The following is a 14,525-nucleotide window of genomic DNA, read 5'->3' on the forward strand; positions in this document are numbered from 1 at the left end:
CGCTTGTACGTGTGAGCGAGCTTTTCATCTTTTACTATCTCTGATAATTTACACTTCATTAATGGCTAATTGAAAAAACGTGAGCCATTACGTGTACTGCTTAACTCATCACACTCACTAAATACTGTGTAAGCAAGGATGGTTACATGAAGAAACGTTATATCCCCCTCTGGTTAGCAAGTCTTTGCTTGGCATTTTTCCTCGGCATGTTGTTTAAAAACGACGGCACGGGTTTACATATTTATCCTAATAACACAGAAGTATCCCTTGAACAGCAGAAGCACGAACGTGCCATTTCGCAAGATGACATACGCGAAAAGAATGGCGGGGGCGATTCAACGCAACATGTTGAAATAGACAAAGAGTCTGTCCAAGACCCAAAACAATGGCAGAGGTTAAGTTCACAACAGTTACGAGGTACTGAACAGCTTAGTGAGATGATTGCACTTATCGTAGATGCAGACACTAGAACGTTAAAAAGCATAATCGATAATTGGAAAATGGAAGATAGCGACCTTATTGGGCAGATGATTGTTTTTGCTGCGGCAGTAAGGTTTTCAGAGATTGATCCTGAATCCGCCCTTGAATACTTAAATAGAGGACAAGAAGACGATGGATATAAGTATTTTCTTTCCGTTTCCGCACTCGAGAGCTGGGCTGCCCGAGAGCCCGATGCAGCTATTGATTGGTATTTGGCACAAACAGAAAACGAAGAGAGTGAAGTAAATAGCTCTCACTACGTAACCCGGATTTTCGCGAGCTTGTCTCAAATAGGGGTAGATAAGGCGCTTGATGCACTCGTGCGTATAACGTCAGAAGACGACAGAGCAAGTGCTATTTTTCAAATTACGCAATCGCTCAATTCACCAGACGATTTTGAGCAAATGTTGTATGTCATAAATTCACAGAACAACACTAGCGTTGACCACACTTTTTTTGCTCACTGGGCAAATAAGGATTTAACAGCGGCATTAGATTGGTATGCCCTTTCTGCCGAAGGCGAGCGTAAGCAAAATGCCCGTAGCGCTATTTTTAATACCTATATATACACTAACCCCGAACAAGCTGCCGTTTGGTATGTTGATGGCGCATCTGCCGAGAATTATGAGAGCGCTGTTAATGAAGTAGTTCAGCGCTGGGCAGGGCAAGATACCGAAGCAACTCTGCTATGGGTGAAAGAGCAAAGTGGTATCAATACCGATGAAGCGGTTTTTAGAACCTTAGAGCAAGGCGCTTTTCATTCGCCGGATTTTGTAGAACAACAATTGAGCACCATAGCCAACCAAGAAAAGAAAGAGAAGTTGGCACTTCACGTGTACAGAGGCTACCTCATGAGCACGGAAGGTGATATTAGCGCACAAAAATTTCTAGAGCGCCTACCTTACAGTGATGCGATAGAAAAACGGTTGGCAGAGGAAGAAAATTATATTGATGATTTTTGCTATTAAAATACTTTGCAGAGATCCTTGCTAAGTACGCAAACGTCATTATAATACGCGGCTCATTCCGCTTTGCTGAATTAGTGATCGGCGAAGCATTAATTAAGGAGAATGATATGTCACTAACTAAAGCAGAAACCGCACAAATCATTGCTGAGTATGGCGTTAAAGAAGGCGACACTGGTTCACCAGAAGTTCAAGTTGCTTTGCTAACTCACAACATCAACAAGCTTCAAGGTCACTTTGCTGATCACAAGAAAGATCACCACTCACGTCGTGGTCTTCTACGTATGGTTAGCCAACGTCGTAAGCTTCTAGACTACCTTAAAGGCAAGAACGCTCAGCGTTACCTTGACCTTATCAAGCGTCTAGGTCTACGTCGCTAAGACTAGGTTTCAAGAAAAGCGCCCAATGGGCGCTTTTTTTATGCACGAGATAGCGGTTAGCTTGGTTGCTATGTTATCTAACTTTTGCGCCTGACACGCCTTTATATTCAAACATTCTTTCGTCAGCTATACAAATGAGTTCATCTAAGTTTGACGCTTCATCTGGGTAGGACGCATAGCCTATACTTGTGCCAATATTTACGAAGCCGATACTGGTATAGATAGGTTGCTTTATGGTGTTTTGTGCTCTGTTCATGAGCTCAGAAAGCGAAAAATGCGCATCTACATCGGTCACGATAATAACAAATTCATCACCACCAACCCGTGCTGCTAGGTCAGATACTCTGCACAACTTCTTCAGTCGCCGTGCAACTTCAATTAATACTTCATCACCTACATTGTGACCATGCAAGTCGTTAATAGGTTTGAATTTATTCAAATCAAAGTATAGACAAACACACTTCATGAATGTGCGTTCTATACGCAGAAACTCTTGTCTTACGAAAGATGACAATGCATGTCTGTTTGCCAAGCCTGTAAGGGTATCGTGATTTGCCAGTTCGGTAATTCTTAACTCTGCTTCTACTTGCTCAGTAATGTCGACGTTAATGCCAAACATTTTATTGCCTTCTATGCGGCCATCAGCGCGAATATGCCTTACCACATCCGTGGTTAACCTGATCCTAAATTGGGCATGAAACTCAGTGTGATTTTTTATGGCATAGTCTATTTTTGCTCGAACAGCAGCAAAGTCATCTGGGTGCACAGTGTCAGCCCACACTGAGTAGTTATCCTCAAACTCATCTTTTGGGATACTGTATATCCTATGCATCCAGTCATCCCAAATTAGCTCATTAGTGTCTAAATTCCATTCCCACACACCAATGTGCGCGGCATCGGCAGCCATGGACATTCGCTTGTTTAGTGATTCTAGTTTATGTTGAGTTCGTCGTAGCTCCGTGACGTCTTCCGATAGTGATAATATATAGCGAGGTTCATCATTCGCATCGTTTATAACCACTTTCTTAGTTTGTAAATAACGCTCCTCACCATTGATCGTGAACTGATGCTCATCACAGCTTTCTTTCTTATCTTGGGTCAAAATGTTGAGATCAGAGGCGATAATTCTCTCTGCTGCATCGCGTTCAAAAATGTCAAAGTCGGTAAGTCCAACTAATTTTGATTTTGCAATTCCCAGTACTTTGCTACCCATGTCGTTCACGTGGGTAAATGAAAGATCTTTGGCATCTTTTACGAACAACATATCTGGCAATGTGTCGAAAACCGTTTGAGCAAACACTTCCTGATTGCGCACGTCAGAAAGGTCTTTTACAGTGCAGACGAACGCTTTGTGGTTACCAGGCAATTTGTTGACCAACAAAGATAGCGCAAATGTGGTCCCATCTTTCTTTAAGCCTTCTATGCGAATGGGAGAATTGCGTGGTTCACTCGAGTTTGTCGCTTTGATGACTTCATTGAGCAGAGTCGATAGACCATCTTTATTAGGGCTGACAAGTTCACTCGCGCGCTTGTCTTTTACTTCGGCTCTGCTATATCCAAACATTGCAAGTGCGGCTGGGTTAACAAATTCAAGTCGACCATCAGTATCAAAGGTAAATACGCCTTCTTGTACGGTGTTAAGTACCGCTGTAAAGCGGTCAGAAGACAGTGTTCTTTCTCGTAACTCAAAGAGTAAAATAAAAATGATAGAGAAAAACGCTACCATAAATACAACGAGGTAAGCGAGGTCTTCATGATGAGGGTTATCAGAGTACACCGTAGAGGAAATAGGAAAAACATGCATGGACACCATACCGGTATAATGCATTCCAGCAATGGCACAACCCATCGCGATGGCTGCAAGTAACTGTTTAGCAATACCGAGTTGCCTACGCATAACATTGTGATGTATATGTAGAGAAATACCAGATAAGACTACGGCCACAACGACAGATAGAAGAAAGAGCCAGCCGTTGTAAACCATAGCCGCTTCCATTTGCATAGCCATCATGCCTATATAGTGCATACTCCCTATAGCTAAGCCCATTAAAATACTATTTAACCAAAGCTTTTTTTGTTTTCTGGGGTGATAAGCAATTACCACCAGGCTACCCAGAATAGCGGGTACAATAGAGAGAATGGTAATCGTGGGATTGTAGGTTACTTCAATAGGCAGCCGGTAGGCGAGCATCCCTACAAAATGCATTGCCCAAATACCAAAACCGAGAAAGCAGGAAGAGGCGATAGACCAAAATACGCGCTCATTTTTAAAGTCTGCTTTTGCGGTACGCGCAGACAGTGAAAAGGAGACGAGCGAGGCGCCTACCGCAATCAAAATTGAGATGACGACAAAGGTTATCTCGTAAGAAGCCAGTACTTCTGTATTGGCATCGTAGTGCGATAGTGAAAATGAATGATAACTATGGTCCACAAGAAAAAGTGATAACGGTGGCTACATACTATAAATGTAGTCTATCGCTCCACTACCAACAAATAATCAGTGATTTTCAATGCACTCAAAGAGCAATGCGAGCCGCAATAAAGCTCACATTCTCTGATAATCTAAGCGGTTTTGCTGGAGTGCCGAACGGCATTGTGCAATGTGGTAAGTTCTTTTTCCGTTAGATTGCGCCATTGGCCAGGGCGCAATCCACTCAATTCTAAGTGCATTATGCGCGTGCGCTTTAGTTTTGTGACTTCGTAACCCAAGAATTCACACATTCTGCGTATTTGTCTATTGAGACCTTGAGTCAAAATAATAGTAAATTTGTTTTTCCCTGTAGGTTTGACCACACACGGTTTAGTTACTGTACCAAGAATGGGAACACCGCGTGACATGCGCTTAACAAACCTCTCACTAATCGGCTGATTGACTGTTACTTCGTATTCTTTGTCATGGGCATTTTCTGCACGAAGTATCTTGTTAACGATATCACCATCACTAGTGAGAATAATGAGTCCTTCAGATGGTTTATCGAGTCTACCTACTGGAAATATGCGGGATTTATGAGCGATGGCATCTATGATGTTGCCTTTTACATGACGCTCGGTAGTGCAAGTAATTCCTATGGGCTTGTTATAGACAATGTAAACGCGGTCCGATTTATCAGCGGCCACTGCACCTATGACTTTTCCGTCTACTTTTACTTTGTCATTGAGGCCTACTTTAGTGCCAAGCTCAGGGGCTTTGTCGTTGATGGTAACGCGGTTTTGCTCAATAAGTTTGTCAGCTTCTCGGCGAGAACAAAGGCCTGTGTCACTAATATATTTATTTAAACGCTTGAGCGTGTTTTCACTCATTGAGCAAAGTGTCCTTGGGAATTAAGAAAATTGTTGTGAGATGGTAACACGACAATAAGAAAGGGGCGATAAGCCCCTTTTTATTTAATTCGTTGTTTGTAGTTTCATATATAAACTACGGATTACTCACGGCTGAGGGCGATGAAGGCGTTGAGCCAGCGCCACTTGTACCTGAACTACGAGAGACGACCTTTGTTGCTATGTCGCGGATTTCATTTTCAAGGCTGGTAATTCTACCTGAAAGCGTTGTGTTGCGCTGTTCAAGAACCGACAATTTATCACTCAGGTTTCTTACGCTTTGCTGGGCATTCTGCTTGTCGTTAAGCGCTTGTTCAAGTTGAACGTTTACCGCAAGAAGTTCATCTGCAAGCGATGCTAACTGGTTTTTCAGCGAGCCAATCACAGCCGTTTGCGATTTCACATCATTGGCGACGGTATCAATATTCTTGTTGAGAGCCGTTTGGACATTACCTACGCGATCACCCAGGTCAGCAATTTCTTTTTGATTTCTGCGCCACGCTGAAGCCCATAGCTTATCCATTTGCTCCCACAACTCATTGGTTTTATTGCTAAGTTCAGTCACTTTGACTTGCAAGGCAACAGTAGATTCACCAATTTCCTCGCCGGTGGCAGACAGTTTGTTTTCGAGTTGCAATATACGCTTGTCTGCTTCTTGAGCGATAACTTTTTGTTGCTCCAATAAGGTATACAGATAGTAACAACCACCACACGCGGTCAGGGCGACAAGCGCAACCAACGTTACCCAAATACCATTACCACTACTGCTAGGGCTAGTGTTTGAGGTATGAGAAGTGTGTGAAGATGAAGAGGGAGGTGTGCTAGTTACAGACGCCTGCCTTTTTGTTTGATAGTCGCGACGGTCTTCTTCATCCAATCGAATGGTTGGGAACTCGTCGTTTTTTGAATTGTTTGCCATAGCTAATCGGTATTCTCGTTTGGTGGTTTTTCGCGTATTTCATGCACTTGTTTGCACGGTTCAATCAACGCTAGATGTCACTTACACCTGTGTCAGATAGTAAGACGTTGCGGTAAGAAAAACCTTTTTTATTTTCGCGCAACGCCATGTTATCGCTAATTGGTAGCAAATGCCAAATGTAATCTATTCGACTAACTATCTCCTAGCCATTCTACGCGATATAAGTCTCTTCTACGGTCGAGGTAATTTCTTACCGAACCTTCATTTTGCAATTTTGTGAGCTTGTCTAAGTCTAAATCGACAATGAGTGTCATTTCCGTATTTGGCGTGGTTTCAGACACGATGGCATCATGTGGAAACGCAAAATCACTTGGCGAGAAAACGGCTGTTTGGCCGTACTGAATATCGACATTGTCTACTTTGGGAAGGTTGCCGACACTTCCTGCAATGGCGACATAGCATTCGTTTTCAATGGCACGCGCTTGCGCGCAGCGTCGAACACGTAAGTAACCATTTTTGGTGTCAGTCCAAAACGGTACGAAAAGTATTTGCATCTCTTGGTCAGACAGCACGCGTGCAAGTTCAGGAAACTCAACATCGTAGCAAATTAGCACACCAATTTTTCCGAAGTCGGTATCAAAGACTTTTAAGCTGTTACCACCTTTCATGATCCAATCTTCTTTCTCGTGAGGGGTAGGGTGCAACTTATACTGGCTTTCAATGGTGCCATCTCTGTTGCATATATAACTGACGTTAAACAGTTCTTCCCCTTCAACGACAGGCATTGAACCTGCGATAATGGTGATATTGTATGACACGGCTAGGTGCGATATCGAAGTAAGAATTTCATCGGTATAAGTGGCCAGATGCCAAATTGCATCGATTGATGAGTCAGACGGGCTCAACCCCATCAAGGGAGCATTAAAAAACTCAGGAAAAAGTGCTACATCACACGAATAATCTGAAAGTGCATCTACAAAGTATTCGACCTGTTGAAGTAGCTCTTCTACGTTGTTGAAGTAACGCATTTGCCACTGAATACAGCCAATGCGAGCACTCGATTTGCGACTGGCAATAAGCGAAGGGGTACCGGGCTCATAATAGATATTGTGCCACTGAAGCAACGTTGCGTAGCCTTTTGATGCTTCATCTTCTGGTAAATAGGCCGACATGACCTGCTTAACCTCAAATCCATTAGAGAGTTGGAACGTTAAGATAGGGTCGTATATATCTTTAGATTTTACTTGCTCAATATACTCGTATGGCGATATTTCTTCGGCATAATTCTTGTAGTTGGGAATACGTCCGCCAGCCATAATTGATTTTAGGTTCAAATTACGACACAGTTCTTTGCGCGCTTCGTAAAGACGACGTCCTAGCCTAAGTCCACGATATTCTGGCGAGACAATAACTTCAACACCGTACAAAACATCGCCATTTGGATCGTGAGTCGTGAGATACGCATCACCTGTAATTTCATCGTAAGAATGTTTGTCACCAAATTGGTCGTAATCAACAATAACCGAAATAGCAAAGGCTACGACCTTGCCTTTATCTTCAATACATATCTGGCCATCGGGGAATGTAGTCACTTGCGCTTTGTAGTTGGTATATGGCCATGCGCCCCCTACATTCACGTAAACTTCGTCCATCAATGCTTTTACGTCGCTGTAATCGTCTAAGCGGAGGTTTCTCAAATCTAAATGGTGTTCGGTTTCTTCTATCTGTGTCTGATCTTGGCTCATGAATTACTCGCTACTTTATTTTTGTTTACGCTTGTTGCGGAACAAAGGTTACTTGTTTTTATAAAATTTACTGCTTATCACACACTTGCGCGTGCTTACGTTGTTCTTAGATAAGTATAGTTAAGCAATAAATATGCGACTTTTTCTGTGATGAATATTTTTTCTTATCTCGACAAAAAAATAGCGGTGATTGGAAAGCCTAAAGATATTGCGACTACATACTTCAAACGGTATAACCCTTTCAAATTTTGTTAAAACCCAATTTTATCTAGGCACCACTTAATACAATGAATCGAGACCTCTTAGCTTTACATCAACCGCTACATGTTTTTGACGAAGCATTATTTGAAAGTGTTGTGACTGATTTGGTAGAAAAAGGGTTTTCTATTCAAGAGAATGGCTTGCCTCAGTTCGTCGTCGACGCACTTATCACGTGCCAGAACACGTTGAATAGCCGTGAATATAAAACCGCAGGCATAGGAAGGGCTGACGATTTTCAACATGCTAAATCGGTTAGAGGAGATCAGATATGCTGGATTACTGGTTCATCTGAAGAAGGTGCATTATGGCTTTCTTGGTGTGAAGCTATGCAGCAGTACGTAAATCGCTCTCTTTTTATGGGGTTGTTTTCTTTTGAAAGTCACTTTGCATGTTACGCACCAGGTAAATTTTACAAACGCCATGTAGATGCGTTCAGAGGACAAAGTAATCGTGTTCTTTCCTTAGTTGCCTATTTAAATGACGAGTGGCAGCAATCTGAAGGGGGAGAACTCGTTTTATATCGTGATGAACTTGATAATGAGGGCATTTCAATACTGCCTAAAAAAGGGACGTTCGTAGTTTTTCTCAGTGAACAGTTTCCTCATGAAGTGCTTCCCGCAACGCGCGCTCGTCACTCAGTTGCAGGATGGTTTAGGGTCAACGGTAGTGTGAACGATCATATCGATCCTCCTAAGTAACCCTAGCGTTCTAAGGCGACTAAGTGCTACTATTTAAAAAGCAGGATTTAAAGTAATAATAAAAGTCGCCTGTATGCACGCTAGTATCAACTAACACCTTATCTGTAATGGTGTACTAGCCTTCCTTTAGCGTGCAGATAAGCTTATGGAATCTGAAATTTTCTGATTTCAGTAACAAGGGCTTCGGGAAGACGCATAAAGTGATTGGTAAATGTCTCAAAGAATACCTAGTCCCACTCCACGGGAAGACCTCCATGTATTGGTTATCGATAACCAAGGATTAGTGCATGAAGTGATAACATCAGCATTGCATCAAATAGGCATAAAGCACGTTCGCAGTGCATTTAATGCATTTCATGCAATACGAATGTGTGAAGAGCGTCAGTTTGACTTTGTGCTTCTAGCGTTCAACGTCAGCCATGACAAAGATGGTTTTCATTTGTTTGAAGAACTCAAGCATCTTAATCACATTAGTGATACCACAACGGTTATTTTTTTAAGCGCAGAAACCTCGCCAGAACTGGTTAATTGTATTGTCGAATTACAGCCCGACGACTTCTGGGTTAAGCCTTTACAGCGAAACAAAATAGAAACGCGCTTTGAACACTTGCTTCAAATTCGATACAAGCTGCATAAAATGCTGTATTGCATGCAAACGTCTGATTATTCAACCGCAATGTACTATGCAGAACGACAACTAAAAGATATGTCGTTGGTAGAATATCACCCTCGCATTAAGCGTCTTATTGGCGACTGTTTACTACAATTACGAGACTACGAAACGGCAGAAAACTATTTTCGCGAGTTGCAACAATGCATGGACCACGCGTGGGTTCACATAGGTTTGACTAAAGCGTTGCTAAGGCAAGACGAACTTGAGGAAGCTCAGCTACTCGTTGATGATTTGCTAAAGCGACATGATACACGTTTTCCTACTTACGATTTGCTTGCACAGTATTTTATTGAAAAAGAGCAATTCGACGTGGCCTATGAGCAAATGAAAGAAGCGAGTAGGTTAGCGCCGCGTAACATAGAGCGTAACAAGCGGTTATGGGATTTGGCGCGCCTGAATCACGACAAAACAGGGCAATTAGCCGCCGTTCAAAATATGGCAAAATACGCCAAAAATTCTATACATGATTCTCCCCAATTGGTGCTCAATGTTATTCGTTCAACGATAGATCTGGCGACGAGTTTAGGTGGCGCCGAGGGCGAGAAGTTTATTAAACGCGCTGAATCGGAGCTTGAAGAGCTGCGTGTGCAGAAGGGTATTCAAGGCCAGTTAGATAGCCAAATAGATGTCATTAAAGCAAGAGTGCTTTGCTTAAAGGATGATAAACGGGCAGCAGAAACGCTAATGAAAGCGCAGACCGTGTCAACAGATGGTTTGTCGTTAGAAGACAGCTTGGACAAAATGAAAGCATTTCACGAGCTTGGCATGCGTGAGCACTGCGTTAAAATTCTTGATAAACTCAGGATGCAAATTGAAGGTGATACGTTCACTTCTCAGGTGGTGAATGAGTACCTGAATCAAGAGTCAATTGAGCGTAGTGAGATTCAATTTACAACAAAAGAACTGAAGTATATGGCAACGGTAAATTACAAAGAAAACCGCTTGTTGCCCGCTTTTAATAACCTGCGTCAAGCATTTACATTGTCTCCAAAAGATAAGCAAATAGCGCTTAGCCTATTGAAAGTCGTAGCCCAAATACATCTAGCTGATGATCTAACCGATGATCAAGTAGAGTGCGCTCAACGCGCTGCAAAGGTATTGATGCAAAGTACTTTATCACCTACTCAAGCGAGCAAGCGCGACCAGTATATTAAACGAATCGGCATTGAAGTAGATGATTCTGACGTGTCTGACTTAGTGGGTGTGGTCGCCGCAAAAGCGTAAGCAATTCTGTGACCTTGCTCTAAAGTACAAAGGCCCACTCAAGATAATGCGTGGGCCTTTTGCTTATACCTTTTTGTTATTAAGTCGCTAGGTACTGGAGAAGTGCTTTGTTACTTCGCCCTACCTGTTGTCTGTAGCAAGATATGATTAATTATTGTTACTACTTAAATGAAACGTGGCAATGAAGGGGTCATGATCTGAACTTCTATAGGGGCCAACCTCGGAAAAGGCGTACCCTTTTTCGTTACTAAAATAACGCAACGCTTGGTTGTATTGTAGCTGGTAAGCTTCAACCGAGTTAATGTTCCAATGTGTAGCATCTATAGCATGTTTTGCCATTGAGCTACTGACAAGAACGTGATCAAGGCTGCCTACTTGCTCTGAACCATAAAACCAATAGGAAAACCCATTTTTATCATACCTATCAGCGAGATTAATAAAGTGGTAAGCCTTGTTAATAGCGACTGCTTTACCTGAATTTAAGTGCGTATTTGTAGCGGTTTTTATTGGATACCCGCGAGTTTCGCTAGAATAGTCAGTGAGCACTGCAATTGGATCCTCAGCGCTATAAGCATTGAAATCGCCCATTATTATCTGCCGCAAGGGCAGTGTACTATGTCTCATTGCTTCGCCTAAAGTGACTGCGGCTGAATTGCGCAGTGCATTGCAGCTACCTTGAATAATATCTTGCTGAGAAACCTGCGAAGATAAATCTTCGGCGCACTTTGACCCTTTCGACTTAAAGTGATTTACTGCAACGACAAAATCAATGTTCGAATCAATGTGTGTAAAGCTTTGAAGGAGAGTGGGGCGCATGCGCGCGAACTTCGTAGCATTAATCTGCTGTTCTGGCATGGGTATCACTTGGGCCGTTCCCGAAGGCAGTACCACTGATTCTCTATAAAGTAGCCCCACGGTTATTGCGTCCGTACCAACTGGTGTTCCGTCAGTTGTACTAATAAATCGATAGTGTTTGTCGCCATCTAGTTGTGCGTTAATTTCATGGGTCAGAGAGGCAATAGCACTATCGGCTGCAAATCCATCATTTTCAACTTCCATCAACCCTATTACATCAGCGTCCAATGCAATGATGGCGTTTACGATTCGGGCTTGTTGTAATAGGAACGCGCTATAGTCTTTCGCACCACGATTGCCGTCATAATTGAAATTAACGTTGCCCTCTTGGTCTCGTTCACCGTTAAAATAATTCAGTACATTGAACGTTGCCACCGATAGGTTGCCCCGCTCAATAGTTGGCAGCGCTTCTCGTGTTGAGTTAATTTTAACTGGTTCAATCGGATTTATTCGAAAGCTTCCGTTAGCTTCGTTTACTGTCCCAACAACGCCGAGGGAGTCACCAATACGAATTGGATTATCATAACTAAACGTTGGATAGAAACTTAAAGAGCTAGGGTGCTTAGCATCGCTGTTGTCTTCAATGATAATTATATTGTCAGCGGACTGCTGTCTTGCTGCGAGATAAGCTTCACTGAGTGGAATGGCTGTATCAGAGGGCTGTCGTTTGAGTGTGTTACTCACAGCAAGCTCACCAAAGCGCCATAAGTTATTAGTGCTCACCACAGTCGCATTCTTAATTTTTACTTTCATGCCCTCGACCGTCTCCAAATCGAGGGTCAAAGGCATATCCAAAAAAATAGGTTTAATGGCAATACCAGCGCCGCAGTCTATAACATCATCTACACTCGACATAAGCGTAGTCATTGCGTTTACTTCATTTACCACTCCCTTAACCATGACACGATGACCAATGGAAACTTTAAGTGGGGCAATGACAAATAACCCTTCGGAGGTCGTTGCGTCATTATCACTGGCACTTTCTGTTTGTTGAATGAAAAAACCATTCTCACGTTGTGCAGTAACAGTTGCATCGACGATATGTTGATTGCCCACCTCAGGTGAGCGATTGCCGGTTCCCTGTATTTTGTTAATTGACGTTACGTAAGCTTGACTGTTATTGCACGCTAAGCCTGGTGGCAATTTCTTATCATCTTTGGCTGTGCTTGTGATATCTCTAGCATCGCTGGTGTTTATTAGAAGGCTAGCGACCAAAGTTGTCGTTAAAAGCGTAAAAATACCTTTCACGTTGTCATTCCTTTATCTCGTTTGTTCATATCGCTATCAAACGATGTGTTTCAGTGCAGATTATCGCGAGATAATAAATCGCTTTTTATCGGATAGACATGACTTAACGCTATTCAGTATGTTTTAGTAATTATTTTTATAAAACAATAGGATAGGTTTTACGGGTAATTTTATTCATAGGGTTAAGTCGCAAAAGATACATGCTTTATATATTTACTGATCACTACTTAGATTTAATTGTGTCGACAAACCAGTTGTAGTCCTCAATAACTTGGTTGGCATAGATGTTTGCGCTGCTTACCAAGCTGTTTTTGTTTCTATCTAGATAGTTAACGGATGCCGCTGCGAATCGCGTACTTCTTCTGTCGCCACGGCAATGAGCCAGTGCAAGTGTATAACCACAAAGTTCAGCGAAATAAACAAAGCCTCCAGCGACGGCTTTTTTTCCTGTCGCAATATCTTCTGGGTCAATACCCACTTTCGCATGATGGCGAGAACGAATAAGGTAGTGTGCATCCTCAAAGCGAGCTTCATCCAAGATAAGGTCAGGATTTCGCTGCATGCGTCGCTGACTGCGGGCGGTGAGGTGCGCTGCATTGAGTCTATTTACTGGGTTAAGCGATGGAAAATAGTGCAAGGGAGCCGCGTCACGTTGTTGTTTCACCTCAACAATATGGCAAGAAGCAAAGTGAGTTTCGTTGTGTGGCTTGGTTGGCCCAACTAGAAAGTAGTAACGCGCTAAATTAACCGAGCCAGTACCCGCATTGATGCGTTGAACGATGTCGACAACGTTGTCATCCATGTAGGGCGCAAACGCAGTATAGAGGTTTTTATAGTTATCAGGCGAGAGGGGCGTAAATTTGCTTCTATTTTCTCTAAACGCTAGCGTACCATCATTAAGCTGGACTGCTCTTGCCAGCGCACTCTTGGAAGTAAAAGCTGGACCGCTTGCACTGCGCGCAACGGCTTTGTCAAAAAGTTTAGCTAGTTTGCTTGGCGTTTTATCGGGACGGGTATCCTGCGCTTCTCTGATAACTGATGGTGCTAATAGTACTCGACGACAAGTGTCTACATATTGGTCTAAAAATGCAGACTGTGCTTGTAAAACATCAGCGGTGTTGATCACAGGCTTCAAACGCACGTCATCTTCAACGTGACAAATGCTCTCGCTTGGCGTTTTGCAATGCTCGTACACTAGATGTAGCGACGTCATAAAACGTAGGATGTCCCAGTAACTGCGTCCTACACAGGCATCGTCAAAATCGTTAGGAGCGAAAATTACCGTATCACCGTGAGAACCTTCTTCAGTGAGAAAGCCGAAGTTAGCAGCATGGCAATCGCCTACAACACTCGTTAACGGAATTTTATCTAGTTCACTAGGTCGCGTGATGACGCCGTTTCTTAAGTCGGCGTAAAATAATTGAGCAGTTCCGCGATAAAATACGAAAGGACTCATTGCCATTTTGGCGTGCTTACCTGTTGAGGAAAGCGGTGGTGTACCGTCAACTCTGGCTATTTCTGATGCTAAAATATGTTCACGCATAAGTACCTCGATGATAAAAATTAATCGTTCGATTCAATAACCTGATTAAGCGATTCATTTTTACCAATTAGTTTTTTCTACAAGCTCACGCTATTCTTAATTCCAGTTTCAAGAGACAACAATTTTGCACGTGGTGATATTCGTCACTTAAATGTAAAACCAAGTCTTGATAATGACCGTACAGTTTATATTCGTATGCATGCCGCTTGCGAATTT

The 14,525-nt window shown here is 42.7% G+C and carries 10 protein-coding genes; 4 read left to right on the plus strand and 6 right to left on the minus strand.

Features of this window, described 5'->3' with window-relative positions:
* Positions 1-146: 146 nt before the first annotated feature.
* Both LHL20_RS12825 and rpsO read left to right on the plus strand, forming a co-directional pair.
* On the plus strand, positions 147-1,448 hold the full coding sequence (locus tag LHL20_RS12825; protein ID WP_226433575.1) for a hypothetical protein: 1,302 nt from the start codon (positions 147-149) through the stop codon (positions 1,446-1,448).
* Positions 1,449-1,555: 107 nt separating this feature from the next.
* Complete coding sequence (gene rpsO / locus LHL20_RS12830; protein ID WP_202261699.1) at positions 1,556-1,825, plus strand: 30S ribosomal protein S15; 270 nt, start codon at positions 1,556-1,558, stop codon at positions 1,823-1,825.
* Positions 1,826-1,898: 73 nt separating this feature from the next.
* On the opposite strand, the gene LHL20_RS12835 is transcribed toward rpsO, so the two are convergent.
* The 4 genes from LHL20_RS12835 to LHL20_RS12850 form a co-directional block, all read right to left on the minus strand.
* Positions 1,899-4,256, minus strand: a complete 2,358-nt coding sequence (locus LHL20_RS12835) for an MHYT domain-containing protein (RefSeq protein WP_226433576.1) — start codon at positions 4,254-4,256, stop codon at positions 1,899-1,901.
* A gap of 131 nt (positions 4,257-4,387) precedes the next feature.
* Positions 4,388-5,125, minus strand: coding sequence for a 23S rRNA pseudouridine(2604) synthase RluF (rluF, locus tag LHL20_RS12840; protein ID WP_226433577.1), 738 nt, complete (start codon positions 5,123-5,125; stop codon positions 4,388-4,390).
* A 115-nt stretch (positions 5,126-5,240) separates the two neighbouring features.
* Positions 5,241-6,062, minus strand: coding sequence for a hypothetical protein (locus LHL20_RS12845; RefSeq protein WP_226433578.1), 822 nt, complete (start codon positions 6,060-6,062; stop codon positions 5,241-5,243).
* A 191-nt stretch (positions 6,063-6,253) separates the two neighbouring features.
* Positions 6,254-7,807: a bifunctional GNAT family N-acetyltransferase/carbon-nitrogen hydrolase family protein gene (locus LHL20_RS12850; protein ID WP_202261696.1), complete on the minus strand. Its 1,554-nt coding sequence runs from the start codon at positions 7,805-7,807 to the stop codon at positions 6,254-6,256.
* 287 nt (positions 7,808-8,094) lie between these two features.
* Between LHL20_RS12850 and LHL20_RS12855 the strand changes: the two genes are divergently transcribed.
* Both LHL20_RS12855 and LHL20_RS12860 read left to right on the plus strand, forming a co-directional pair.
* Positions 8,095-8,766: a 2OG-Fe(II) oxygenase gene (locus LHL20_RS12855; RefSeq protein WP_226433579.1), complete on the plus strand. Its 672-nt coding sequence runs from the start codon at positions 8,095-8,097 to the stop codon at positions 8,764-8,766.
* A 211-nt stretch (positions 8,767-8,977) separates the two neighbouring features.
* Positions 8,978-10,663, plus strand: a complete 1,686-nt coding sequence (locus tag LHL20_RS12860) for a response regulator (protein ID WP_226433580.1) — start codon at positions 8,978-8,980, stop codon at positions 10,661-10,663.
* A gap of 147 nt (positions 10,664-10,810) precedes the next feature.
* Here LHL20_RS12860 and LHL20_RS12865 read toward each other — a convergent pair whose 3' ends face one another.
* Complete coding sequence (locus LHL20_RS12865; RefSeq protein ID WP_226433581.1) at positions 10,811-12,766, minus strand: ExeM/NucH family extracellular endonuclease; 1,956 nt, start codon at positions 12,764-12,766, stop codon at positions 10,811-10,813.
* Positions 12,767-12,989: 223 nt separating this feature from the next.
* Positions 12,990-14,309, minus strand: coding sequence for a DUF2252 family protein (locus LHL20_RS12870; protein ID WP_226433582.1), 1,320 nt, complete (start codon positions 14,307-14,309; stop codon positions 12,990-12,992).
* Positions 14,310-14,525 lie beyond the last annotated feature (216 nt).

Origin of the sequence: Alteromonas sp. McT4-15, from assembly GCF_020515205.1 — a bacterium.
In the GTDB taxonomy this organism is placed as follows: domain Bacteria; phylum Pseudomonadota; class Gammaproteobacteria; order Enterobacterales; family Alteromonadaceae; genus Alteromonas.